At 62.8% G+C, this 24,109-nt stretch carries 26 protein-coding genes and 2 pseudogenes; 12 read left to right on the forward strand and 16 right to left on the reverse strand.

Annotated elements, in window-relative coordinates; all coding sequences use genetic code 11:
- Window positions 1–51: 51 nt before the first annotated feature.
- The 4 genes from LDP01_RS09715 to LDP01_RS09730 all read right to left on the reverse strand — a co-directional run bounded on the left by LDP01_RS09715 (window position 52) and on the right by LDP01_RS09730 (window position 4,390).
- On the reverse strand, window positions 52–1,701 hold the full coding sequence (locus LDP01_RS09715) for an ABC-F family ATP-binding cassette domain-containing protein (protein ID WP_224088756.1): 1,650 nt from the start codon (window positions 1,699–1,701) through the stop codon (window positions 52–54).
- Between the two features lie 146 nt (window positions 1,702–1,847).
- Window positions 1,848–2,711 carry a metal ABC transporter permease gene (locus tag LDP01_RS09720; protein ID WP_224088757.1) on the reverse strand — a complete coding sequence of 288 codons (864 nt, stop codon included), beginning with the start codon at window positions 2,709–2,711 and terminating at the stop codon, window positions 1,848–1,850.
- Between the two features lie 3 nt (window positions 2,712–2,714).
- The gene (locus LDP01_RS09725) at window positions 2,715–3,449 is read right to left on the reverse strand and encodes a metal ABC transporter ATP-binding protein (RefSeq protein WP_224088758.1); all 735 of its coding nucleotides are present in this window, start codon (window positions 3,447–3,449) and stop codon (window positions 2,715–2,717) included.
- Entirely contained in the window at window positions 3,446–4,390 is a 945-nt protein-coding gene (locus LDP01_RS09730) for a metal ABC transporter substrate-binding protein (protein ID WP_224088759.1), read from the reverse strand. The genes LDP01_RS09725 and LDP01_RS09730 overlap by 4 nt, the downstream gene beginning before the upstream one ends.
- A gap of 51 nt (window positions 4,391–4,441) precedes the next feature.
- Between LDP01_RS09730 and LDP01_RS09735 the strand changes: the two genes are divergently transcribed.
- The 4 genes from LDP01_RS09735 to LDP01_RS09750 all read left to right on the forward strand — a co-directional run bounded on the left by LDP01_RS09735 (window position 4,442) and on the right by LDP01_RS09750 (window position 8,287).
- Entirely contained in the window at window positions 4,442–5,173 is a 732-nt protein-coding gene (locus LDP01_RS09735; RefSeq protein WP_224088760.1) for a CPBP family intramembrane glutamic endopeptidase, read from the forward strand.
- Window positions 5,174–5,245: 72 nt separating this feature from the next.
- Window positions 5,246–6,196, forward strand: coding sequence for a 1,4-dihydroxy-2-naphthoyl-CoA synthase (locus LDP01_RS09740; RefSeq protein WP_224088761.1), 951 nt, complete (start codon window positions 5,246–5,248; stop codon window positions 6,194–6,196).
- 9 nt (window positions 6,197–6,205) lie between these two features.
- On the forward strand, window positions 6,206–7,345 hold the full coding sequence (locus LDP01_RS09745) for an AMP-binding protein (RefSeq protein WP_224088763.1): 1,140 nt from the start codon (window positions 6,206–6,208) through the stop codon (window positions 7,343–7,345).
- 60 nt (window positions 7,346–7,405) lie between these two features.
- The gene (locus LDP01_RS09750; protein ID WP_224088765.1) at window positions 7,406–8,287 is read left to right on the forward strand and encodes a 1,4-dihydroxy-2-naphthoate polyprenyltransferase; all 882 of its coding nucleotides are present in this window, start codon (window positions 7,406–7,408) and stop codon (window positions 8,285–8,287) included.
- 24 nt (window positions 8,288–8,311) lie between these two features.
- Here LDP01_RS09750 and LDP01_RS09755 read toward each other — a convergent pair whose 3' ends face one another.
- Window positions 8,312–8,623: a DUF4229 domain-containing protein gene (locus LDP01_RS09755; protein ID WP_224091145.1), complete on the reverse strand. Its 312-nt coding sequence runs from the start codon at window positions 8,621–8,623 to the stop codon at window positions 8,312–8,314.
- Between the two features lie 87 nt (window positions 8,624–8,710).
- Between LDP01_RS09755 and LDP01_RS09760 the strand changes: the two genes are divergently transcribed.
- Together LDP01_RS09760 and LDP01_RS09765 are read left to right on the forward strand one after the other, a co-directional pair.
- Window positions 8,711–9,154: a PLD nuclease N-terminal domain-containing protein gene (locus LDP01_RS09760; protein WP_224088767.1), complete on the forward strand. Its 444-nt coding sequence runs from the start codon at window positions 8,711–8,713 to the stop codon at window positions 9,152–9,154.
- 5 nt (window positions 9,155–9,159) lie between these two features.
- Window positions 9,160–9,822, forward strand: a complete 663-nt coding sequence (locus LDP01_RS09765; protein ID WP_224088769.1) for a hypothetical protein — start codon at window positions 9,160–9,162, stop codon at window positions 9,820–9,822.
- A 68-nt stretch (window positions 9,823–9,890) separates the two neighbouring features.
- On the opposite strand, the gene ccsB is transcribed toward LDP01_RS09765, so the two are convergent.
- The 5 genes and pseudogenes from ccsB to LDP01_RS09790 all read right to left on the reverse strand — a co-directional run bounded on the left by ccsB (window position 9,891) and on the right by LDP01_RS09790 (window position 14,713).
- Window positions 9,891–10,958, reverse strand: coding sequence for a c-type cytochrome biogenesis protein CcsB (gene ccsB, locus LDP01_RS09770; protein WP_224088771.1), 1,068 nt, complete (start codon window positions 10,956–10,958; stop codon window positions 9,891–9,893).
- On the reverse strand, window positions 10,958–12,676 hold the full coding sequence (resB, locus tag LDP01_RS09775) for a cytochrome c biogenesis protein ResB (protein WP_224088773.1): 1,719 nt from the start codon (window positions 12,674–12,676) through the stop codon (window positions 10,958–10,960). Before resB ends, ccsB begins: the two co-directional genes overlap by 1 nt.
- Window positions 12,676–13,431 (reverse strand): cytochrome c biogenesis CcdA family protein, encoded by a 756-nt coding sequence (locus LDP01_RS09780; protein ID WP_224088774.1) that lies wholly within the window; start codon window positions 13,429–13,431, stop codon window positions 12,676–12,678. Before LDP01_RS09780 ends, resB begins: the two co-directional genes overlap by 1 nt.
- A 5-nt stretch (window positions 13,432–13,436) precedes the next feature.
- Window positions 13,437–14,043, reverse strand: a pseudogene (locus tag LDP01_RS09785) (TlpA family protein disulfide reductase).
- A gap of 4 nt (window positions 14,044–14,047) precedes the next feature.
- Window positions 14,048–14,713 carry a histidine phosphatase family protein gene (locus tag LDP01_RS09790; RefSeq protein ID WP_224088776.1) on the reverse strand — a complete coding sequence of 222 codons (666 nt, stop codon included), beginning with the start codon at window positions 14,711–14,713 and terminating at the stop codon, window positions 14,048–14,050.
- 215 nt (window positions 14,714–14,928) lie between these two features.
- On the opposite strand from LDP01_RS09790, the gene LDP01_RS09795 reads away from it, so the two are divergent.
- The 3 genes from LDP01_RS09795 (at window position 14,929) to LDP01_RS09805 (ending at window position 17,512) form a co-directional block, all read left to right on the forward strand.
- Window positions 14,929–15,480, forward strand: a complete 552-nt coding sequence (locus LDP01_RS09795) for a YceI family protein (RefSeq protein WP_224091146.1) — start codon at window positions 14,929–14,931, stop codon at window positions 15,478–15,480.
- Between the two features lie 193 nt (window positions 15,481–15,673).
- Entirely contained in the window at window positions 15,674–16,501 is an 828-nt protein-coding gene (locus tag LDP01_RS09800; protein WP_224088778.1) for a hypothetical protein, read from the forward strand.
- 135 nt (window positions 16,502–16,636) lie between these two features.
- Complete coding sequence (locus LDP01_RS09805) at window positions 16,637–17,512, forward strand: hypothetical protein (protein WP_527249069.1); 876 nt, start codon at window positions 16,637–16,639, stop codon at window positions 17,510–17,512.
- A 42-nt stretch (window positions 17,513–17,554) separates the two neighbouring features.
- On the opposite strand, the gene LDP01_RS09810 is transcribed toward LDP01_RS09805, so the two are convergent.
- Entirely contained in the window at window positions 17,555–18,262 is a 708-nt protein-coding gene (locus tag LDP01_RS09810) for a redox-sensing transcriptional repressor Rex (RefSeq protein WP_224088779.1), read from the reverse strand.
- 84 nt (window positions 18,263–18,346) lie between these two features.
- Window positions 18,347–18,601: a glutaredoxin family protein gene (locus tag LDP01_RS09815; protein WP_224088780.1), complete on the reverse strand. Its 255-nt coding sequence runs from the start codon at window positions 18,599–18,601 to the stop codon at window positions 18,347–18,349.
- A gap of 329 nt (window positions 18,602–18,930) precedes the next feature.
- Between LDP01_RS09815 and LDP01_RS09820 the strand changes: the two genes are divergently transcribed.
- The 3 genes from LDP01_RS09820 to LDP01_RS23715 all read left to right on the forward strand — a co-directional run bounded on the left by LDP01_RS09820 (window position 18,931) and on the right by LDP01_RS23715 (window position 20,864).
- The gene (locus tag LDP01_RS09820; RefSeq protein ID WP_224088781.1) at window positions 18,931–19,746 is read left to right on the forward strand and encodes an HAD family hydrolase; all 816 of its coding nucleotides are present in this window, start codon (window positions 18,931–18,933) and stop codon (window positions 19,744–19,746) included.
- 151 nt (window positions 19,747–19,897) lie between these two features.
- Window positions 19,898–20,548, forward strand: coding sequence for a hypothetical protein (locus LDP01_RS09825; RefSeq protein ID WP_346658879.1), 651 nt, complete (start codon window positions 19,898–19,900; stop codon window positions 20,546–20,548).
- Window positions 20,541–20,864, forward strand: a complete 324-nt coding sequence (locus LDP01_RS23715) for an endonuclease domain-containing protein (protein WP_346658880.1) — start codon at window positions 20,541–20,543, stop codon at window positions 20,862–20,864. The genes LDP01_RS09825 and LDP01_RS23715 overlap by 8 nt, the downstream gene beginning before the upstream one ends.
- Window positions 20,865–21,051: 187 nt before the next feature.
- Here the strand turns inward: LDP01_RS23715 and LDP01_RS09830 are convergent, their stop codons facing one another.
- The 4 genes and pseudogenes from LDP01_RS09830 to LDP01_RS09845 all read right to left on the reverse strand — a co-directional run bounded on the left by LDP01_RS09830 (window position 21,052) and on the right by LDP01_RS09845 (window position 24,095).
- Window positions 21,052–21,150 (reverse strand): 30S ribosomal protein bS22, encoded by a 99-nt coding sequence (locus tag LDP01_RS09830; RefSeq protein ID WP_003792170.1) that lies wholly within the window; start codon window positions 21,148–21,150, stop codon window positions 21,052–21,054.
- A gap of 171 nt (window positions 21,151–21,321) precedes the next feature.
- Entirely contained in the window at window positions 21,322–21,534 is a 213-nt protein-coding gene (locus tag LDP01_RS09835; RefSeq protein ID WP_017199160.1) for a helix-turn-helix domain-containing protein, read from the reverse strand.
- Between the two features lie 160 nt (window positions 21,535–21,694).
- Window positions 21,695–22,853: pseudogene (locus LDP01_RS09840) on the reverse strand (3-deoxy-7-phosphoheptulonate synthase).
- A 219-nt stretch (window positions 22,854–23,072) separates the two neighbouring features.
- Window positions 23,073–24,095, reverse strand: coding sequence for an acetylxylan esterase (locus LDP01_RS09845; RefSeq protein WP_224088782.1), 1,023 nt, complete (start codon window positions 24,093–24,095; stop codon window positions 23,073–23,075).
- Window positions 24,096–24,109 lie beyond the last annotated feature (14 nt).

Genomic DNA, 24,109 nt, shown 5'->3' on the forward strand with positions numbered 1-24,109 from the left:
TTGCGAACAACTCACCCCGGCGGCAGCGTCGGCCACGTCGGCCACGACGAACTAGAGCAACTCGCCATCCTGCATCCCGTACCGGACCCAGCTACCCACTGAACCGGCCGCCGCACACCGATCGAACCACTCCCCCAGCGCGCGGTCGTGGCTCACGATGACCAGTGTCCCGGCGAAGCCTGCGAGCGCAGCTTCCAACTGTTCCACGAGCACCGGCGCAAGGTGGTTGGTGGGTTCGTCCACGATCATGGTTTCGTAGCTGCCCAGGAGCAGCCTGGCCAGGGCGAGCCTGCGTTGCTGTCCGGCCGAGAGGCTGCCCACGGGAACGAGGAACTCCGCAGGCCGGAACAAGCCCAGGCGAAGCAGGGCCTCGGCGTGTTCGTCGATGTTTCCGCCCAGTCCTGCGGCAAACGCCGGAAGGAGCCGGAGCCCGGGACGCGGGGGCACGTCGAGTTCCTGCTGCAGATACCCCACCGTGCCCTGAACGGCCAAGGTCCCGCTGGTTGGCTCGAGCGTCCCGGCGAGCACGGAGACCAGCGTTGATTTTCCTGCGCCGTTTGGCCCGGTGATGAGGACCTTCTCCCCGGTTTCGATGCGAAGATCAGTCGGTTTGAGGCGACCGGGCACGCTGACGCCGCGCGCTTCGATGGCCGGTCCTGCAGCTTCCTCGAGCTGAACGTCAAGTTGCGCGGCGAGCTTGAGCGGCACGGGTGGCCGGTCAATGGGGTTCTCTTCGAGCCGCCGCAGGCGTTCCTGGGCGTTGCGAACTTTGCTGGTGGCTGCGCGTTGCCAGGTGCCCTTTTTGAAGCCGGTCGCAAATTTGTCGTTGTCGCGCACCCGGCCGTAGCCCATGCCGCCGGAAACCGTGGCGGCCTGGAACCGTTCGGCGGCCATGGCGTCGAGCCATTCCTCGTACTGCTGCACCCAACGGGCCCGCTGGGCTGCTTTCTCCCGCAGGTATCCTTCGTAGCCGTTGCCGTATCTATTGACGGAACGGCGCTCGGCGTCGACTTCGATTACTGTGCTGGCTACCTTCCGCAACAGGACGCGGTCGTGCGAAACCACCACCACGGTGCCTCGGTGCGCAGCCAACCTCGATTCCAGCCAGGCTGTGCCGTTGGCGTCCAGGTGGTTGGTGGGCTCGTCCAGGAGCAGGGCTTCGGCAGGATCTGCCAGCAGGCAGGCGAGGGCAACGCGCTCCTGCTCCCCGCCGGACAAAGACCCAAGCGTTCGACGCCGGTCCAGGCCTCCCAGCCCCAGCCTGTCCAGCGCTGCTTCCACCCGGGACTCGGCAGCGTACCCCTCGCGGAGTTGGTACTGGGTCTGCAGGCTTCCGTAGAGTTCCAGGGTTTCGGGGTCCGCGTCCGCCAGGTCCTGTTCGAGTTCGGTGATGCGGGCCTCAAGCGAACGGAGTGCCTTCAGGGACTCGTCGATCGCGTCGCCGACAGTAATCGAGGCAGGAAGCCCGTGCGTCTGGGCGAGGTAGCCCACGCGGTAGCCGGCGTTCCCTGCCAACCCGGCCGTGCCGTCGTCGGGCGTTTCCACGCCGGCCAGCAGGCGGAGAAGGGTGGATTTCCCCGCCCCGTTTTCCCCGACAATGGCAACGTGCTCGCCGTGATCGATGGTGAGTTCAACGCCCTGGAAAAGTTCGCGGTCCCCGTAGCCGTGGGAAACGCCGGAAAGGTGAAGGTGGTCAGTCAAGAGAGGTCCTCGCAAAGTCCGCAGTGAATGGCAGGAAACCCTTGGGGTACTGCCTCAGTGGTCTACTGGGGATGCAGCCGGATGGACGGGCTGCTCTCAAGACTTCATCGCTCCAGACTGCCCGGCGAATCGGGGCACGTCAAGTTTCAGGCCGCCGCGACCGCGCGCTTCCGCCGGGCCTTTGCCACGCGCGTACCAATCAGCCCTTGCCGCGGACTGAACAGATAGACGACGGCGAACACCGCACCCTGGGTGACCACCACCATCGCCCCGGATGCCGTGTCCAGGTAGTAGCTCAGGTAGATGCCGGTCATGGAGCACGCCACCGAGATGACCGGGGCGATCACCAGCATCCGGGAGAACCGGTCCGTCAGCAGGTAAGCGGTGGCACCAGGAATGATGAGCATGGCCACCACCAGCACCACGCCCACGGTTTGCAAAGCCACCACCGATGTCAGCGCCAGCAGGCCGAGCAGCAGGGCTCCAAGCCGCCGGGGCGACAGTCCGATGGCGTGGGCATGCGTGGGGTCGAACGCGTACAGCGTGAGGTCCCGGCGCTTGAGGATCAGGATCGCGAAGGCCACCACGCCAAGGACCACAACCTGGATGAGGTCAGGGACGCTGACGCCCAGAAGGTTGCCGAAGATGATGTGGTTCAGGTCAGTCTGGCTGGGTGTCACGGAGATCAGCACCAGGCCCAGCGCGAAGAGCGACGTGAACACGATGCCGATTGCCGCATCTTCCTTCACGCGGCTGGTGTTCCGCACCACCCCGATCAACGTCACGGCGATCAGCGCGAACACCAACGCACCAAGCGCGAACGGCGCACCCACAATGTAGGCGAGCACGACGCCGGGAAGCACCGCGTGCGATACGGCGTCGCCCATGAGGGACCAACCGATCAGAACGAGCCAGCAGCTAAGGACCGCACAAACCACCGCTGCAATTGCCGTGGTGGCGAGGGCGCGGACCATGAAGTCGTAGCTCAAAGGTTCAAGCAGGAATTCCACGGCTTAGCCCCTGTTCATGACGTCAAGGCCAAATGCCATGGCTAGATTTTCAGGTTGCAGCACCACGTCCGGGCTGCCATGCATCAGCACCTTACGCATCAGGAGCACTGCTTCGTCGCAGAGCTGAGGGAGCGCGTGGAGGTCGTGGGTGGAGATGAGAATGGTGGCGCCGTCAGCCGCAAGTTCGCGTAGGAGCCTGGTGATAGTGGCTTCGGATCGCTTGTCCACTCCGGCGAAGGGTTCATCCAGCAGCATCATGGTGGCGCCTTGTGCGATGCCCCGGGCTACAAAGGCACGCTTTTTCTGCCCGCCGGACAGCTGGCCGATTTGGCGGTCGGCAAACTCGCCAAGCTCCACGCGGTCCAGGGCCTGTTCGACGGCGTCCCGGTCTGCTTTCCGGGGACGGCGGGTGAAACCGAGGTGCCCATAGCGGCCCATCATCACTACGTCCCGGACGGACAAGGGGAAGGCCCAGTCCACATCCTCGCTTTGCGGGACGTAGCCGATCCCGGCCTCCTTGCGGGTCTTCATGGGCGGGTGACCGTTGATGAGGACCCGGCCGGAATCGGGCTTCACCATGCCCATGATGGTCTTGAACAGGGTGGACTTGCCCGAGCCGTTCATGCCGACCAAACCGCAGATTCTGGAGTGGTCCAGGGTGAGGGATGCGGAGTCCAGCGCCAGCACCTCGCCGTAGTGGACCGTGACGTTCTCAACGACGATCGCAGGGCTGGTCATGACGCTCCTCCTGTCAGGGCTGTGGTGATGGTCTTCGCATCGTGGCGGATGAGGTCCAAATACGTGGGAACAGGACCGTCTGCTTCTGATAACGAGTCCACGTAGAGTACGCCACCGAATCTGGCGCCGGTAGCACCGACGACTTGCCGCATGGGGGCGTCGGAGACGGTGGATTCGCAGAACACGGCCGGCACCTGGTTGTCCTTGACGAATTCGATGGCCCGCGCGATCTGCTGGGGCGTGGCCTGCTGCTCAGCGTTCACGGCCCAGATGTAGACCTCTTTGAGTCCGGCATCCCGGGCCAGGTAGGAGAACGCACCTTCGCACGTCACCAGCGCCCGGTGTGCTTCGGGCAGAACGGAGAGCTTGGAGACCATCTCGTCCTGGACGGTCTGCAGTTTGGCGTTGTAGGCCTTGGCATTGGCTTCAAACTCGCCGGCATGGGCGGGGTCGAGCTTGGCGAAAGCCTTGGCCATGTTGTTGGCGTAGATCTGGACGTTGCTGGGGGACATCCATGCGTGCGGGTTTGGTTTGCCCTGGTAGGAGTCTTCTGCGATGGGCATGACCTTCACGCCGTCGCTCACCACAGCGTGGGGTACATCCAGTCCCTCCACGAATTGGGAGAACCATGCTTCAAGGTTCAGGCCGTTATCCAGGATGAGGTCGGCCTGGGCAGCCTTGCGGATGTCCCCGGGAGTCGGCTCATATCCGTGGATTTCGGCCCCGGCCTTGGTGATGGATTCCACGCGGAGCTTGTCACCGGCGACGTTTTTGGCGACGTCGGCCAAAACGGTAAACGTGGTCAGGACAACGGGTTTGTCGTCACCACCGGCAGTGGAATTCCCTCCGCAGGCGGACACCCCGAGCACCACAGCGGATGCGGTCATTAAGGCGGCGAATCGGCGGACAACTTTGGCGCGCCGAAACGGAAAGTTAGGCATACCGAAAAGTGTAGCGAAGCAGGGGCCACCCAGCAAAGATAGTCTGGTCATATGGGCACCATTTCGATGCGGGCGAGGCTTTACCGGTTCAATGCCCTGGACGCAGTCGCCGTGGCCGCCTACGTGGGGTTCACGGTCTACTTCACTTTTGCGGGCGAATCCGTGGAGCGAATGATGCTCCGGCTTTTTTCCGACCCCGCCACGGCTTCCTACGCCGTCAACGCGGTCTTCTATGCTGCCGTCGGGGTCTTTGCCTTGGCGTCAGCCTGGCGCATTGTTGGCCGCGACATCAAGATCCTGGGCACCCGCCCCTGGTTCACCCTTGGCATGGTTCCCCTTGCGGTGGTGGTCATGCTGATCGTCACGGCAATTCTGGTTGCGGTGCTCGGTACGGCGCAGACCTCCGAAAACCAGTTGGGCATCCAAGGCCTCCTTCAGCGTGTGCCGGCCTGGCTCATGGTGCCGCTGCTGGTGGTCCTGGGGCCGTTCGTCGAGGAGTACCTGTTCCGGCACCTGCTGATCGGCAAGTTGTCGCAGTATGTGAACATTTGGATCTGCTGCGCGATTTCGGTAGGCGTTTTCGCGTCGATCCATGTTGTGGGCAGGGAAGGGCTGGCGTTGTCGGCCCTTGCGCCTTATCTCGGCATGGCCCTTGTGCTGGTGGCGGTCTACGTGTGGACGGGAAAGAACCTGATGTTCTCCTACTTCGTCCATGCGGCCAAGAACCTCCTGGCCGTGTTTCTCATTTATGCGATCCCGCCGGACTTCCTCCCCACCGGGTAACAGAGGCATGCCAGGACCTGCAGCCAAGGCCGCGAGTTCTGCATCAGCCGAGGCCATTACTAGACTCGGACTGTGAACAACCAACTCCCTGCCAAGGTTTCCGACATCTTTGACCCCTCACGCTGGCGCACAGTTTCCGGCTTCGACGACTTCAAGGACATGACGTACCACCGGCAAGTTGAGCGTTCCAGCGATGGCACGATCAAGGACCTCCCCACTGTACGTATCGCATTCAACCGCCCCGAGGTCCGCAACGCCTTCCGTCCGGGCACTGTGGACGAGCTTTACCGGGCCATGGACCACGCCCGCATGTCTCCTGACGTCGCCACCGTGCTGCTCACGGGTAACGGACCGTCGGAAAAGGACGGCGGGCACTCGTTCTGTTCCGGCGGCGACCAGCGGATCCGTGGCCGGGACGGCTACCGCTACGCCCAAGGAGACACCCAGGAAACCATCGATCCCGCACGCGCCGGACGCCTCCACATCCTGGAAGTCCAGCGGCTCATGCGGACCATGCCCAAGGTGGTCATCGCCGTCGTCAACGGTTGGGCAGCCGGCGGCGGTCATTCCCTCCACGTGGTCAGCGATCTCACCATCGCCTCCCGCGAACACGGCAAGTTCAAGCAGACTGACGCCACCGTGGGAAGTTTCGACGCCGGATACGGCTCTGCGCTGCTGGCCCGCCAGATAGGGCAGAAAGCCGCGCGGGAGATCTTCTTCCTGGCCCGCGAATACTCCGCCGAGGACATGGTGCGGATGGGAGCCGTGAACGAGGCCGTGGACCACGCGCGGCTGGAGGAAGTCGCACTGGAGTACGCGGCTGATATCGCCCGCCAATCCCCCCAGGCCATCCGCATGCTGAAGTTCGCCTTCAACCTGGCCGATGACGGCCTGGCCGGGCAGCAGGTCTTCGCCGGTGAAGCCACACGGCTGGCCTACATGACGGACGAGGCCGTGGAGGGCAAGGAAGCCTTCCTCCAGAAACGCGACCCCGACTGGTCCAACTTCCCCTACTACTTCTAGGACTCCCCTGTGGACATCGATCCCGTACTCAAAGCACTGGCAGCTGCCCTGCATGGCGAGGGTCCCGCCGTCGAAATCGTGGTTCACGAGGACGGGCGGCCGGAAGCCGTTCCGGTAGAGACCGGCGTGGAAGAGGCCGCGGTGGTGGTACGGACCTCCGGCTCCACCGGGACACCGAAGGCCACCGTCCTTACTGTGGATGCCCTGGCGGCCTCCTCTGTGGCAACGGCCATGGCATTGCGCGGCGAAGGCCAATGGCTGCTGGCACTGCCCTTGCAGTATGTGGCCGGCGTCCAGGTCCTGGTCCGCTCGCTCTACGCAGGGACGCGGCCCTGGGTGATGGACCAGTCGAACGGCTTCACGCCCGAGGCATTCACCGCTGCGGCGGGGGAACTGACGGACAAGATCCGCTTCACGTCGCTGGTCCCCACCCAGCTGCAGCGGCTCCTGGACTCCCCCGCACCGGAAACTCTTGCCGCGCTGCGCCGCTTCAATGCCATCCTGCTGGGCGGCGCGCCAGCGTCGGCTGAACTCCTTGCCGCCGCCCATGCCGAGGGCCTCAAGGTGGTGACCACCTACGGATCAGCCGAGACGTGCGGCGGGTGCGTGTACGACGGCGAGCCGCTGGACGGCGTCGAGGTCCGCATCGGCGAGGGCGAACTGGAAGGCCGCATCCTGCTGGGCGGCGACACCGTGGCGGCGGGCTACCTTGACGCCCCGCGGGCCACAAAGGCCGCGTTCCTCGAGGAAGACGGCGTGCGTTGGTTCGTCACGGGCGACCTCGGCGAAATTGCCGGTGACGGCAAGCTCACTGTCCTGGGCCGCGCCGACGACGTCATCATCAGCGGCGGCGTCAAGGCCTCTGCCGGGTATATCCAAAGCAAACTGGAAGAGCTCGACGGCGTCACTGCGGCTTTCGTCGCGGGCGTACCGTCGCGAGAATGGGGCCAGGCCGTGGCAGCCTACGTGGCCATGTCCGACCCCTCGCCGGAAGGGCTTAAGGGCTTCACGGCCCGCCGCGAAGCAGCATTGGGAGTTCTGGCCCCCAAGACCGTGGTCGCCAGGAAGGAATTGCTGATGCTGCCCAACGGAAAACCGGACCGGCTCGCCATGATCGAACAGCTTTCCGCCGAGCATCAGGGACAATAGACACGTTCTGCCCTCATGACTCCGACCAAAGATCAACGCGAAATACACGAGGTACTACACGTGGCGACAGCTGCACAATGGATTCAAGGAGCCCGGCTCCGCACACTGCCCGCGGCAATCGCGCCCGTACTGATCGGTTCGGCAGCGGCGTACGAGCTCCATGCTTTCCGGCTGCCGAATGCGATCCTGGCGGCGCTCGTGGCGCTCCTCCTCCAAGTGGGCGTCAACTACGCCAATGACTACTCGGACGGCATCCGCGGGACGGACGAGGACCGGGTAGGGCCGCTGCGCCTGGTTGGTTCCAGGCTCGCCAAGCCCGAGCAAGTGAAGTGGGCGGCCTTTGGACTGTTCGGCGCGGCCATGGTGTGCGGGCTGATCCTGGTCATCATCACCCAGACCTGGTGGCTGATCCTGGTGGGCCTCGGTTGCGTCCTGGCGGCCTGGGGCTACACGGGCGGCAAAAACCCCTACGGCTACCTTGGCTTGGGCGACGTCTTCGTCTTCGTGTTCTTCGGACTGGTAGCAACGCTCGGCACAACCTACACCCAGGCCGGACAGGTCAGCCTTGCAGCAGTCATCGGCGCGATCGGTACTGGACTCATCGCCTGCGCCCTGCTTATGGCCAACAACGTCCGGGATATTCCCACGGACACAGCGGCAGGCAAACGCACCCTGGCCGTGCGTCTTGGAGACAGGCATGCCCGCGAGAGCTACGTGTTGATGCTGGCCGTCGCCATCCTGCTGGTGATTGTGCTGGCACCCACCAAGCCGTGGATGCTGATCGTTCTCCTGCTGATCCCCGCCTGCCTGATGCCCGCCTGGCTCATGGTCAACGGCAAGAAGCGCAAGAGCCTCATTCCCGTGCTCAAGCAGACCGGACTGATCAATCTCGGCTACAGCCTGCTGTTCTCGCTGGGGCTGATCCTGAGCCGGGGCTTCTGAGTTTCTGAGCTTCTGTAACGAAAGCTACTTGGAACCCGGGCGTTTGTCGTTGTTGACGGCAATGTCCGGGTTCTGCTCCACCAGGCCATCCTCCGCCTCGGCGTCCTCAACTTCACCAGCGGTCCGAATGGGCTTGGCCCGGCCGGAAACACGGTCCCGGATGGCCGCAGTGGCGGCGTCGCGCTGTTTCTGGAAGAAGAGGTAACTGATGGCGAACGCGATCAGCCCCGCGAAGACCACCGCCAGGATCCAGCCCACCTGCAAAAGGGCGAACAGGATGAACAGCGGCACGAACAGCGCCAAACGGATGAGGGAATACTTCAGGAAAGCCACTATCCAAGTTTAGCCGCCCGGATGGTTGCACTCTGATCACAGCCGGAGCCGGGCGTCCAGTGAATGCCTTCCGGCGACTAGACTTGGTGCATGCTCCGGGTTGTTGGCGTCGTCGTCGTCCTTGTTATCTTCGTCTACGCCCTCGTGGACGTGATACGTACCGATGGCAGATACACACGCGGCATCTCCAAGCCCGCCTGGATCGTGGTCATGATCGTCCTGCCCCTTCTGGGTGCAGTCCTCTGGTTCATCTTCGGCAGGCCCTACGGCAAGCCCTCGGCGCAGCCCATCCGCCGCCACCCCACCGCCCCGGATGACGATCCCGAGTTCCTCCGCAACCTCGAAACCCGCCGCCGGAACACCGCCGAAGAAGAGCGCCTCAAGAAGCTCAAGGCAGAGCTGGAAGCCAAAGAGCGAAAACTCAATGGTACTGATGGCCAGGAGGGCAGCCAGGGCAATAATGCCCCCGGGTACAAGTCCGGCGATGCCAAACGCGGCGAGCCGGATACCCATGGCACCGACGAACTGAAGTAGGGAACATGGCCCGGCAAGCTGATGGATCACGGCAGTCTTCTGCTACCGCGTCACCCATCGACGGGCCACCACCGTCCAAGCCGCAGTCCAGCTCCGGCGTTTCCCTGTCTCCTCCCCCACCCGGCTCTCCTACCCCGCCCGGCTCGCCTACGCCGCCCGCCGAAACCGCACCCGGCGACGCCGTCGTGCGGCCACCAGGCCCGGCGCTGCTGTCCAGGTGGTTGTGGGTAGCCAGCTTTGCCGCAGGAACCGCAGTAGTCGTCACCAGTTTCCTTGCCCGCGATTCGCACCTGGATCGTCTCCAGGACGTTATCGCGGGAAAACTCCCCGACGGCGACGCCCAGGCAATCGAGGGAGCGACCGCCGTCGTGTTCCTGGGAAGCCTGGCCATGCTTGCGCTGGTGGTCGCTATGGAAGCCGTCCTGCTGGCTGTGGCCTTCAAGCGCCGCAGCTGGGCACGCTGGCTGCTGGCACCGGTGGCGCTCCTGCACGCCGTGGTCACAGTGATCACGGCCGATTTCGTCGTCGCGACGGGAGGCGAAGGCATCCTGTCCACTGTGCTGCTTGCCGTGCAGTACGTCCTGGCTGCAGCTGGCCTGATCCTGTTGTTCCTGCCCTCCACCACGGCGTGGCTGATAAGTGGACGCCGGCGCGCGACGGAAATCTAAGGCGCTACTGAAATCTAAGGCGTTCCGGAAATCTAAGGCGTTCCCGCGGCTTAGAGCCCGAGCACGGCTTAGAGCCCGGAGTACGAGTGGAGGCCGTTGAAGACGGTGTTCACGAGTGTGAAGTTGATGATCACGCAGGCGTAGCCAACGATCGACAACCACGCTGCGCGGGTTCCCGTCCAACCACGGGTAGCCCGGGCGTGAAGGTAGCCGGCGTAGACCACCCAAATGACAAACGTCCACACTTCCTTGGGGTCCCAGCCCCAGAACCTGCCCCAGGCCTTCTCAGCCCAGATGGCACCGAACATGAGGGTGAACGTCCAGCCGATGAAGGCGATCGCGTTGATGCGGTAGGACAGGTTTTCCAGGCTCAGCGCGTTCGGGACCACCCGCATGAAGCCAAGATTGTCCGTCCGGCCCGCGGCCAGGTTCTTCTGCCGGTACGACTGAACCAACTGCAGCGCGGACATGGCGAAGGTCAAAGTAAACAGGGCCGAGGACAGGACCGCGATGGAGACGTGGATGATCAGCCAGTAACTCTGCAGGGCCGGGACCAGGTGGCCCACCGGCGTCCAGAACGATACCGAAGCAGCCACCAGCATGATGATGGCCAGGCCGATGACGAACGTACCGAGGAACCGCAGGTCACGGCGGATGAGCACGATCAGGAAGACTGCCACGGCGACGAATGCACCGGTGGTGAGGAACTCGTACATGTTGCCCCACGGCACCCGGCCTGCGCCCAGTGCACGGGTCACAACGCCCGCACCATGAATGAGTACGCCCAGTACTGTAAGTGCCACAGCCACCCGGGCAGGCACACGCCGTTCGGCTGAGTACTTCATGTCACCAGCCGCTGTGCCACCCTCGATGGTGAGGCCCGACGTCGGACGCTCGGCACGGCCAGCCGGCCCACCGGCGTCGGCCCCTCCCAAGCGTCCGCTGGCGCGACCAGCGGCCACCGCCACCTTCTCTGAAGGAGAGCTGGCGGCAGCCTTCAAGTCGATTGCACGCAGCGCCTTGCTGCTCTTGGCCAGGTCCCAGGCAAACGCGATAAACGCCACGGTGTACGTGCCGGCGGCCAGCAGCATGAACAGCTCGCTGTACTGGCCCAGGGTTTCGTTGATGACGGGCATTACTGGTCCTTCGAGGTTGGGGAAGAGACTGTGGGGGTTGCTGCCGGGTTGCCGGAGTCAGAGGAGATCTGCCATTCCCCGGTAAAGAGTTCACGGAGGGCTGCTGCTTCGCCCGCGAGCCGGTGGTCTTCGCCTCGCGCCAGCAGGCCATACTCCACCATGGTGCGGCCGTCCTGGTGGGTTCCCGTGCGGACCCAGACACGGCGGCGGTTGACGTAGAGCGAAGTCACCAGGCCGGCAACGGCGAGTAGGCCGAAGATCAACGCGTACAGCTGCCCGGGGTTGTGGTGGACGTCCACGCCGATGTACTTCTTGACGCCGTCGAAGCTGATGCTGCCTTTGCCGTCCGGCAGTGTTTTCGTCATCCCTGGGGCAAGCGTGATTCCGCCGGCTTCAAGTTTCCGGCCGTTGAGCTGCGTGAGGTCCCTGACGTCCAGCTCGAACACGTTCTGGGGCACGCCCTTGTCCAGGCCGAGGTCGCCGTAGTAGGAGTCAAGGCTCAACTGTGGGTTGAAGAGTTCAGGACTTGCGCTGAAGGAGATGCCCTCATCGGATTTGAAGGCCGTGGGCAGGAAGAAGCCTTGGAACGCCAGCTGGTCCGGTTTGCCGTCCGGCACCTTGATGACCACGGATGAGTAGTAGTTGTCGCCTTGCACCTTGGCCGTGACCGGTCCCTGGAAAGCGATGTTGCCCTCGCCGTCGCGGACGGTCACTACGGGGGCGTAGCCGTTTCCGGTGAGGTACAGGCTGGTGCCGCCCAGTGTAATGGGGTCGTTGACCTTGAGGATTTCCTTCTTCGCCGGCGAATCCGGATTTTCCTTGGTGGTGACCTCAGCGGTGTAGTCGATGGGCTGGCCGATCTTCTTCGGCGATTCGCGATCGAAGGTGGCCTCGAACTTGTCCAGCTGAATGGAGTAGGGCTGGAGCCAACTGCTCTGGAAGTTGGTGCCCGGCGTGAATTGGTCGTAACCCACCAAAGTATTGACGAACGTCTCGCCCTCCACGAGGATCCGCTGGCCGCTGTAGCCGAACAGGCCGCCGATAGCCACGGAAACCAACACGCCGATCAGGGAAGTGTGGAAGACCAGGTTGCCGACTTCCTTCAGGAAGCCGCGCTCGGCACCCAAGGACGGGAGGTCGCCGTCGACATTCCTGACTTCCACGCGGTAGCCGCGCCTTTTGAGCAGTCCGGCGGCATCGTTGATAGCCTTCGACGCCGGGATCCCGGCGTCGGCGGGCAGCGCCAAGGTGCCGTACTCCGGCAGTCGCGAAAGGCGCTTGGGCGTGCGCGGCGGCTGCGACTTCATCGCCTTGTAGTGGGCGATGGCCCGCGGGGTGACGCAACCGATCAGGGAGATGAACAGCAGGATGTAAATGGCCGAGAACCAGGCCGACGAGTACACGTCATAAAGCTGCAGGGCGTCGAGCAGCTGCCCGTAGGACGGGTTGTCCTTGATGTACTGGGTGACAACCGCAGGGTTCGCAGGGCGTTGCGGGAACAGGGACCCCGGCACCGCGCCCACAGCCAACAGGAGCAGCAGGAACAATGCCGTCCGCATGCTCGTCAGCTGGGTCCAAGCCCACCGAAGCATGCCCAGGATACCCAGGGAGGGCAGCGCGGCCTCGGACTTGGCCTGCTGGAGTTTTCCTTCCGCTGTCTTCGTGTTCGTGCTTTCAGCGGGTGGTGACTTCTTCTTGGCTTTCACGGACTCGCTCATCAGATTGGCAACTTCACATCGGTTTGGAACCAGTACTGCAACTCGGTCACCCAGGTTCCCCACACACCGGTGGCCATCAGGATGCCGAGCAAAATCAGGATGCCTCCGCCAAACCGCTGGATCGCCAGGCGGTGCGTCCGGAAGAAGGACATGACGCCCATGCCCCGCCGGACGGCAAGGGCGATCAGGAGGAACGGGATACCCAGGCCAAGGCTGTAAACGAAGGCCAGGAGCGCACCCTTTGCCGCCGACGATCCGCCGGACAAGCTCAGCAACTGTACCGCGGAGTATGTGGGCCCGATGCATGGGGCCCACCCCAGGCCGAACGTCAGCCCCAGGAGCGGCGCGCCCCACAGGCCGGCCGGAGGCTTCGCATGGATTTTGGCATCGCGCTGCAACCAACCAAAGCCACCCATAAAGACAACGCCCATGAGAATGACCAGAATGCCCAGCACTTGGGTGATCCAGGCGTTCTGCGGGCCCGTCAAGAGGGTCCCGAGCTGCCCAAACGCACCGCCCAGGAGGACAAAGATCACCGAGAAGCCCAGCACAAACAGCCCAATACCTGCCAGCATGCGGCCCCGCCGCTGCTTTTGGAGGTCGACGCCGGTCAGTCCCGTGACGTAGCCAAGGTAGCCGGGGACGAGTGGCAGCACGCACGGCGAAAGGAACGAGACGAGTCCGGCCAGCAGCGCAACCGGCACGGCAAGCAGCAGTGATCCGTTCAGGATCGTCTCGGCGAAAGGACTGTTCATTGGTACTACTCAGCCACTGCGGACGTAATGAGGGCCTTCAACGTGCTCTTCTCAATTTCGCCGAGGACGCGGGAGGCAACTTTGCCCTCCTTGTCCAGGACCAATGTGGTGGGCACCGCGCCCGGAGGCACGATTCCGGACACAGACAGGAGCACGGCCCCGTCTTTGTCGTTGAAGCTCGGGTAGGTGAGGTTGAAGGTCTTGTCGAAGGGCCTCTGCGGTGGCTTTCTCGTCACGCAGGTTAACGCCGAAGAATTGAACGCCTTGGTCCTTGAAGTCCTGGTGCAGGGCTTCAAGCTGGGGAGCTTCGACGCGACACGGGGCACAGGCCGCGAACCAGAAGTTCAAGACCGTGACTTTACCCTTGAGGTCTTCGGGCTTGACCGTCTCCCCATTGAAGAGTGTCCCCTTGAGCGCCACCGGTGCAGCGCGGTCCGCTTTGGCGAACTCGGTGACGGAACCATCCCCGGCCACGTAGTTCTTGTTGTCGCCTTTTCGGGCCTGCTCTGCGAGGGAGTCCTTCTGGGCGCAGGCCGACAGGCCCATGATAAGTCCTGCCAACAGGACACCACCGGCTGTGAGCACGCCGCGACGCGAAACGTTGTTGTCCATGTGCCTACGCCCCCGGAGTGCTTGCTGCACCGGGAAGGAGCACGGCAGCAGGTTCGCTGTATTCGACCCGCACAATCCTGCCGTCCTCGTCCAGGACCAGGGATGTCAGGGAGGTCAAGGTGCACTCACGCTTACGGGGGTCGTGCGCCAGCCGGCGGCCCTCGGCGGACAGGCGGGTGGACCAGATGGGAAGCTGATGGCTGACGAGGATCGCTTCCGCGCCGTCGCCACCCAATTCGATCGCCTTGACACGCGCATCTTCAACGGCAGCCATGACGCGTGCGGCCTGCTCTTTGTAGGGCTCGCCCCAGGACGGGCGCAGGGGGTTCCGGAAATAGAGCCAGTGCTTGGGCTTCAGGAATTCGCTGCGCGTGGGGTGGAGTCCCTCGAAGTGGTTCTCTGCTTCGATGATCCTGGGGTCTGTATGGATATCGAGATGGAGCGCCTCGGCAGTGGGCATTGCCGTTTCCTGGGCGCGCGTGAGCGGCGAGGCGACCAAGTGGACAATCCTGGCACCCTCGTTTGCGCGGACGGTGAAGTGCTCGGCCAGCATGCGGGCCATCTCCCGGCCCCGCTCGGAGAGATGGAATTCAGGCAGCCGGCCATAGAGGACGCCATCGGGATTATGGACCTCGCCATGGCGAAGCAGATGGACAGTTGCTTGGGGCATGTTTACCAGTTTCTCAAAGAAGCGGGGCGATCCGAAATCTTCTACCGTCAGTAGAACTCAAAGTTTTCTCAAAATGTTCCGTGGAGTTGGAATAAAAGATGCATATGCATGTTTATACTAGACACGAAGCTCGGTTGACGTTTCAAGTAAATGCATCAACCAGTCCGCCGGGTAAGCAAGCGGTACCTTCCACTACATACAGGAGAAACATCATGATGACCCTTCCCGCCAACGTCACCACCGGCATCTGGACCCTCGACGCTTCCCACAGCGAGATCGGCTTCACCGTCCGCCACGCAGGTATCAGCAAGGTCCGCGGCGTCTTCAAGGATGCCGAAGCAACCCTCGAAGTCGGCGAGACGCTGACGGACTCCAAGGTCAACGCAACCATCCGGACCGCCAGCTTTGACTCCGGCGACGTCAACCGCGACGGCCACGTCAAGGGCGAAGACTTCTTCGATGTGGAGAAGTACCCGGAGATCACCTTCGTCTCCCGCCACGTCAAGGCAAACGGCGACGGCTTCGATCTTGTGGGCGATCTCACCATCAAGGGAGTCACCAAGGAAGTTTCCATCGAAACCGAATTCAACGGCGTCGCAGTGGATCCCTTCGGCAACACCCGTGCAGGCGTCTCCGGCGAAACCACCATCAGCCGCAAGGACTTCGGCCTGACCTGGAACGCCGTGCTTGAGGCCGGTGGCGTCCTGGTCAGCGACAAGGTTGTCATCAACCTGGAACTCGCGTTCATCGCACCGGCAGCTGCCTAGATCCACAGCAGCTTGCACGGGAACTCGTACAGCAGTCCCGAGTAAACGGCGCCCCGTCACAGTTCCGCTGTGGGGGCGCCGTTTCGCATACTCATTGGTCACCCTGCGATTATTCGGCAAACACCCTGTAGTTCACTGCGAGGCAGCTCCGAATTTCCTATGCATCCCTCAACCTGCGGTCTAAAGTGATGCCATGAGTAACCCAGATGAAGCACCACAGCCTCAGCAGCCCGGCTCCCAGCCTCCGCAGCCCGGCAATGTTCCTCCTGCGGGTTACCAACCACCGCAGGGTTACCAACCACCCCAGGGCTACCAGCCGCCGTCGCAACCAGGTCAGTATTCGCAGCCTGGCCAATACTCGCAGCCCGGGCCAGGCCAGCCGGGACAGGCGGGCGGTTTCCACTTCGAAATGCCCACCGACGGCCCCCGCAACTTCAATGACGTCCTTCCGCAAGGTGGTTTCTCGGGCCTCTTCAAGACCATGGGCCTACCCACCGAACTCAAAGTGTCGTACTTCATTTGGGTCATCTCGGGGCTCCTTGGGCTCCTGTTTGGCCTCATTGGGCTCTTCGCCATCATCGCGGCGTTCGCTTTCATGCCGGGCGTCGCCGCACTCCTCCTGGTTCTCCTGATCATCAGCCTGGCTGTCGCGGCCGCCCAGATAGTCCTCGCCATGAAAATGAAGGAAGGCAAGGAATGGGCACGGCTGGCTCTTACCATCCTTGCCGCAGTTTCGCTCTTGCTCGCTATCTTTGGCTCCATCAACGCCGGCGGACCCGGTGCAGGGCCTGGGTGGCAACTGGTTTGGTTTCCTGGTCAGCGCAGTGGCCGTTGTGCTGATGTGGCTGCCGAACTCGCAGCTGTGGTTCAAGGCAGTAAAGGGCGCCGTCTAACCTGCCTGAAGTACCGCCGTCGGGCTCTCATCCAAGCCGCCCTGACAGGTGCACAAGGCCGTGGTGGTCCATTGGACCACCGCGGCCTTCATCATGAAGGCGTACGCCATCGTGATGATTTCATCTGAAGCAGGAAATTCCTGCGTGTGATCATCCGCAGCACCGGACCCCGGAGGTACGGTGGAAGCAGAACCAGGCTGGGGGCAGGGTCTTTTTGCTGATCCCGGCAGCCGTACCAGCAGTCGAACAAGCAAAGGAATGCCATGAGCAACGCTCCATACCCGCCGTCCAACGCCGGGGACGCCAAACCGGCCGATCCCAACACCGGTGATAACAAGGGCGACGCCAACAAGCCTGAGCAGCCGGGCCAGCCATCCATGCCGCAGTACGGTCAGCCGTCGGCACCGCAGTATGGCCAGCAGACTCCCCAATATGGTCAGCAGCCAAGCGCTCCGCAGTACGGTCAGCAGTCCCCGGCTGCTCCCCAATATGGCCAGCCCCCGGCTCCACAATATGGTCAGCAAGCTCCCCAGTTTGGCCAACAGTCGCCGCAGTTTGGCCAGCAGTCGCCGTACGGCCAGCAGCCGTCTCCCTACGGTCAGCAGGCCCCGCAATACGGGCAGGACACCAACTGGCCCAGCCAGCAGCCAGGGCCTGCTACGGTTCCCCCGCTGGTCAACATCTCCTTCTGGATGATCATCGCAGCGGGCATCCTGTCCGCCATCAGCTCGCTGATCCTGGCCACCACCGGCTCGGATGCCTTCATCAACTCGATGATCCAGCAGGCTGCACAGCAGGGCACTGAATTCCCGGAAGGCTCCCTGGAAGGCATGCGTGGCGGTATCGTCGTTGCCGCCATCATTGGGGCCATCGTGTCCCTGGGCCTCTACGCCTTGGTTGCATTCCCGGTCCGCAAGGGCAAGAACTGGGCCAGGATCCTGGGCACCGTCTTCGCGGCGATCTCCGTCCTCGGCCTCGCCGGACTGTTCCAGTTCGGTGCTACGTACGGCATCCTGCAGCTCTTGGTGATCCTGCTGGGAGTTGCCGCAATCGTCCTGCTGTACCTGCCGGCGTCGGCTCCCTATTTCCGTAAGCCGCAGCCTTTCGCCAACCCTTACCAGAACCCGTACGGCCGCTAAACCACGGCAGTTCGTTCCACAGCGGGCGCGGACCCGGAAAGGCTAGACAGCCTGACCCGGTGTCTGCGCCCGTTGTGCGTGGTACGCCAGGATCTGCAGCTCGGTGGCCATATCCACCTTGCGGAGGTTCACGTGCGGCGGAACCTGCAGGAGAACCGGAGCAAAGCTCAGGATGCTCCGGATTCCGGCAGCGATGACGCGATCACAGACTTCCTGGGCCACTGTGGCGGGCAACGCCAGCACCACCATGTTGGTGTGGGTGCGTTCCAGGACACGTTCAAGTTCCGCTGAATCGCTGACCCGCAACCAACCCACCTCGTTGCCGATCACCATGGGGTCTGCGTCGAAAATAGCTACGACGTCGAATCCCCGGGACTCGAAGCCGCCGTACCGCGCCAGGGCCTTGCCGAGGTTACCGGCGCCGACGATTGCGACCTTCCAGTCGTGCGTCAGGCCAAGGGCTGCAGCAATGTGACGGCTCAGGTACTGGACTTCGTAGCCCACCCCGCGGGTCCCGTACGAGCCCACGTAGGAAAGGTCCTTGCGGAGCGTGGAGGAGCTGACGCCTGAAGCCTCGGCCAACGCGTCCGATGACACACGTTCCACGCCTTCTGCCAGGAGCGAGTTGAGCGCGCGCAAATAGAGAGTCATCCGGGCCACAGCCGCGGGCGGGATCTGCTTGGCGGCAGGTTCGTTGTCCCCGCTTGTTGCCCCCGGGGACGGTTCCAGCGCAGTCACGGTTTTCTCCATTGCGTCGCTTGTTGTTCCACTCTATGGCCCTTGGGGCGGACTCAACAAAAGCCGGTACTTCCGGGTAACAGAGTCCCGTGGTCCTCAGCCTTCGAGAACTTTTTTCAATGTACGGGTCAAGCGCTGCTCGTCGATCTTCCAAAAGTCGCGCTGGACCCCGTCCACCAGCACCACTGGAATTTCCTCCGCGTAACGCTCCTGCAGTTCTGCCTTTCCGTCGATTGCCTGCTCGGTCCACTGGATGCCCAGTGCCGAGGTAACGCGCTCGACGGCGGCACGTGCCTCCGTGCACAGGTGGCAGTCAGCTTTGGTGAGGAGGACGACGTCGGGAATAGCCATGACACAACGGTAACCGCCCCAACGCTCTCTCACATCCCACCCCCTTCCCGGCCATCCCTCTCTCACATCCACCCCCTTCCCGGCCATCCCTCTCTCACATCCACCCCCAACCCCCCCAACGCTCTCTCACATCCCACCCCCTTCCCGGCCATCCCTCTCTCACATCCCACCCCCTTCCCGGCCATCCCTCTCTCACATCCCACCCCCAAACCACCAACGCTCTCTCACATCCCACCCCCTTCCCGGCCATCCCTCTCTCACATCCACCCCGGCGGTCGCCCACCGTGCGCCCTCAACGCCGGGGCCGGGCGATTGACTAGACTCAAGGCATGCCCGACGAGAAGAACGCCGCCGTGGTCGCCGACGCCAAGGTGCCACAGCACACCGGCGAAGCCGCTTTCTTCGACGTCGACAACACGTTGATGAAGGGCGCGAGCCTCTTCCACGTGGCCCGCAAGATGTACGAACGCAAGGCATTCACCCTGTCCCAGGCGGCTGGCTTCGCGTGGAAGCAGTTCAAATTTGTCATGCGTGGCGAGAATATGGACGACGTCCATGCCGTGCGCGACTCGGCCCTGACCTTGGCTGCCGGGATAACCGTGGAGGACATCAAAGCCCTCGGCGAAGAAGTTTATGACGAAATGATCGAGTCACGGATCTGGCCCGGAACCAAGGCACTCGCGGAGCAGCACCTTCGTGTAGGCCGACGGGTGTGGTTAGTGACGGCCACACCCATTGAGGTTGCCACAGTCATCTCAACAAGGCTCGGACTGACGGGCGCGCTGGGGACCGTGGGCGAGGTCCATGACGGAATGTATACCGGCAAGCTTGTGGGTGACATCCTGCACGGGCCGGCCAAGGCCATCGCCGTCCAACTCATAGCTGATCAAGAAGGCTTGGACTTGGAACACTGCTGGGCTTACAGCGACTCTGCCAATGACATCCCGCTGCTGACTATGGTGGGTCACCCCGTGGTGATCAACCCCGACTCCAAGCTGCGCCGGCATGCCCGCGACAACAACTGGCCTGTATACGACTTCCGCTCCGGACGCCGTGCAGCAACCCTAGGACTTAAGGCCGCAACCGTCGGCGGAGCCATTTACGGATTGTGGCGTGGGTTCTCAAAGTTCCGTGGTCCCCGCTAGCTGTTCCGCTCTCACATCCCAACGCGTTTCCACCGTTCCGCTCTCACATCCCAACGCGTTTCCACCGTTCCGCTCTCACATCCTCCATTAGCACTGGTCTGCCTGTGGATAACTTCTGCACGCTTTGCCGCTTCCAAGAAACAATGCGGGTATGCAGAATTCGCTACTCAACCCGTCCGGCCCGATCTTGCGGCCTTTCAGCCTGAACGAAGCCAAAGCAGCGGGCATCAACCCCGCAGCCATTTGGCGCAGCAGCAACATTCTTCCCGTTAGCCGTGGTTTGTACCGGCCAAGCGATTGGGATTTCGACCTTCCGGCAGCCGCACGTTCCCTTTCCTCAGCCAGCCCTGGCGCTTGGATCTCCCACACAACTGCCGCCAGGCTCTATGGTTTTGTCTTGCCAGCTTGGCTTTCGGATTCCAATGAACTGCATTTGAGCAAACCCCGACATCTGCCATCGGTTCGGCGCAAGGGCATCATCGGGCACACGGAAAAGCACTTCGAGGGGGAGATTGAGCAAGTGCAAGGGATTTGGATGAGCACTCGAGCCCGAACATGGCTGGATTTGGCGCGTCGTCTCCCCCTTCATGACCTCGTATGCGTGGCAGATCAGTTGATCCGCATTCCGCGGCCCGAGTTTGAGGGGCGCGATGCACCGTTTGCTACTGCCGAGCAGCTCCGGAACATGGTCGAACGACACAAAAACCGCCAAGGCGTAGTCCGTGCACGGCAAGCCCTGGACCTTATGCGCGTCGGGGGCCGACTCGGCTCCAGAGACTTTGCTACGTATGGCCATGCTTGATGCCAATTTGCCGGAACCTCAGCTTCAGGTGATGCTGCGCGCGAACGACCCCTTCTCGCCCTCAGCGGACTTGGGTTTCAAGGCCCGTCGCCTCGCGATCCAGTACGACGGCGGCCATCACCTTGAGGAGGAGCAGATGCATAGCGATCGGCGCAGGGATAAAGCCTTTAGAGCAGCCGGTTGGACAGTCCTTGTCTTTGGAAAAGAAGACCAGGCGGACAACTTTGGCAATGCCGTTCGGCAGATCAAGAGGGCCCTACGGACTGCATGGATGGATCCATCCGTTGCGTCGGGGTTTGCCAGGAACGCGATGTGAGAGAGCATTCGGCGAAACGCGTCAGGATGTGAGAGAACATCCGGCCAAACAGGCCAGGAAGTGAGAGAACATCACGCCAAACAGGCCAGGAAGTGAGAGAACATCCGGCGAAACGGGGCAGGATGTGAGAGAGCAAAAATGCCCGCCGCCTTGGAGGCAACGGGCATTCACGCTTGGTGAAGTATCTCTACTTCTTATTGCGGCGCTGATGGCGAGTCTTGCGAAGCAGCTTGCGGTGCTTCTTCTTGGCCATACGCTTGCGGCGCTTCTTAATAACTGAACCCACGAAAGTTCCTTACAAACTAGATGAAGGTCCTGTCTGTTGGAACGGATCCGCGGACTAGCAGCAGACAGTACAACTGACAGATTCTTACATTGACGTAAAACGTTCCTTAACAGAGTACCGCTTCAAAGGGGCACCCCGTGACCACGGTCCGCGGGACGGACTCCGGCGCCCTCAGGCGGTCTCCGATTGTCCGTCGACCACAGCACCCTTGAGGTACTGGGCCACGGCTTCTTCAGGCACCCGGAAGGAGCGGCCAAACCTGACGGCAGGCATTTCCCCTGAGTGGACCAGGCGATACACAGTCATTTTGGAAACACGCAGGACGTCGGCTACTTCAGCCACAGTCATGAAACGCGCATTCGAGAAGTTAGTCTCCGCGGACATTTCCCATATTCCTTTGCTCTCAGCTGGACAGGACACCCCCAGTAGAACGGTGTGCCGATGCTGAGCCATCAAACAACCATGTGCTAGATACTCTAGAGGCTGAAGTGACCAATGTGAAAGCATTTCCGGTAAGTGGGACTCTACTCCCCGGCTACTCCGGCTACTCCCCCGGAACCAGCCGGCGCTTCCGGGCCGACGCAGCGAGCTGCTCCAGCACTGAAGCAGTGACGTCCCATTCCATGCAGGCATCCGTCACGCTCTGGCCGTAGACCAGTTCCTGCTCACCAGCCAACTGCTTGGCGACGTCGAGGTTCTGCGCCCCGCCCACCAGGAAGCTCTCCAGCATCACGCCGGCAACAGGAGAAGAAGAACCGGTTTCAAGCTGCGCACCGATTTCCAAGGCAACCTCGGCCTGGCGGTGGTGGCTCTTGCCGCTGTTGGCGTGGCTGGCGTCCACGATCAGGCGTGGGTTCAGTCCCTTGGCGGCGAGCTTGGCGGAGGCAGCGGCAACGTCTTCCTGCGAGTAGTTGGGGCCCTTGCGGCCGCCGCGCAGGATCACGTGTGTGTCCGGGTTGCCGGACGTGGCCACGAGAGCCGCCCGGCCGTCGTCGTCGATTCCGAGGAAAGCCTGCTCAGCCGCTGACGCGCCGCAGGCATCGATGGCCACCTGGAGGTCGCCGTCGGTTCCGTTCTTGAAGCCGATGGGCATGGACAGCCCGGAGGCGAGCTGGCGGTGGATCTGGCTTTCCGTGGTGCGGGCGCCGATTGCACCCCAGGAGACGAGGTCCGCCATGTACTGGGGGCTGATGGGTTCCAGGAACTCCGTGGCGGTGGGCAGTCCCAGCGCGGTGACCTGCTTGAGGAAGCCGCGGGCTGCCCGCAGGGCCGGCGGCAATATCGTGGCTGCCGTCCAGGTGGGGATCGTTGATGAGGCCCTTCCAACCGACTGTGGTGCGGGGCTTCTCGAAGTAGGTCCGCATGACGATCAGCAGGTCTTCCTTGTGCTTCTCCGCCTGGCTGACCAGTCGGCGCGCGTATTCCAGGCCGGCCTTGGGATCGTGGATGGAGCAAGGCCCGACGATGACCAGCAGGCGGTCGTCGACGCCGTCCATGATGGCCCGGACTTCATCCCTGCCACGGTCGACGACGGCAGCTGAGCGGGCGTCCAGCGGCAACTCGGCGATGAGGTCCTGAGGGGCTGGAAGCGGCTCGAAGCGGGCCACCCGCAAGTTGGAGGTGGCGGGCTGGGAAGCTTTCCCGGCAGCGGGGAGTGCCTCGTTATCGAGTGTCTCGGTGGATTCTGCAGCGATGCTGGTCATTTCTGGGTCCTGTTCCGGATGCGGAGCGGGCCCCTTTTCAGAACCCGCCGGATATGGCGAAGGGCAGAGAATAATCTCTGCCCTGCTGGCTCTGAAGGAAAGTTGGATGCGTGTCAGTTAGACGCGGGCCCCTCCAGAGCCAACGAAAAATATGCATACCAACGCTTAGTCATAGCCACACCATAACCGCGGTTCGTCAAACCGGGCAAATTGGGTCCGTCATGATGACAAAAGTTTGCGGAGGAACTGGAGCTGCTTGATCCAGTGGTGCTCCTGGCCGCCCTCGTGGTTATTGAAGCGGTAGACCTCGATGTCCTTGGCGGGCGCATTTCCGCCCGAAGCCGGGTTTCCAGCTCCGTAGTTGTTGAAGCTTGCAAACACGGTTGACGGAGGGCAAATATCGTCCATCTGGGCTGCTGAGAAGAGGGCAGGCACCGTGGCTGCCCGGCCGAGATGCACGCCGTCAAAGTAATTCAGCACGGCAAGCATGGGCTCATACTTGTCGCGATGCCTCCCCAGGAAGCCTGCAATTTCCGGGTATGGCCCACGAGGCGCGATGTCGATCGCACGGGGAAAGTCCTGCAGGAAGGGGACGTCGGGCAGCGCGGCGATCACGCCGTCGAGCCTTCCGGCCACCAGTCCGGCGGCCGCCACTGTAATGCCACCTCCTTGGCTGATACCGGCCAGCACCACTTTGGAAGGGTCGACGGCGGGATGGCTCTGCGCCGCTTCTACGGCACGGAAGGCGTCCACGTAGACCCGGCGGAAGTAGTAATCGTCCTGGTGGCCGGCTCCCCGGGTCATCAGGCCTGCATAGTTGATGCCGCCGGCCGACGGATGTGGATCCGGGGTGTCACCGGATACGCCCCCGTAGCCCTGGCCGCGGGTGTCCATGATGAAGTGGGCGTATCCAGCCTGCGCCCACCGGGTGTTCTGGTTGACCAGTCCGCGTCCGCCGGAGTAGCCGATGTACTCCACGACGACGGGAAGCTGCTGCCCTGGTTCAAGGTGCGATGGAACGTGGAGCCAGCCCTTGAGGCGGTCTCCCCCGAAGCCGGAGTACGTGACGTCGAATGTGTCCAGGACGCTGAGGTAGTTGTCCACGGGCTCGAACGCAGCATTCAGGGGCAAGGCCCTGGCCTCGGCGAGGGTGCGCTCCCAGAAAGCGTCGAAATCAGTAGGCGGAACGGCGCTGGAGGTGTAGTTACGGAGCTGCTCAAGGGGCAGGTCAAAGAGAGGCATGAGGACATCCTACG

This window comes from Arthrobacter sp. StoSoilB13 (assembly GCF_019977255.1).
In the GTDB taxonomy this organism is placed as follows: Bacteria; Actinomycetota; Actinomycetes; order Actinomycetales; family Micrococcaceae; genus Arthrobacter.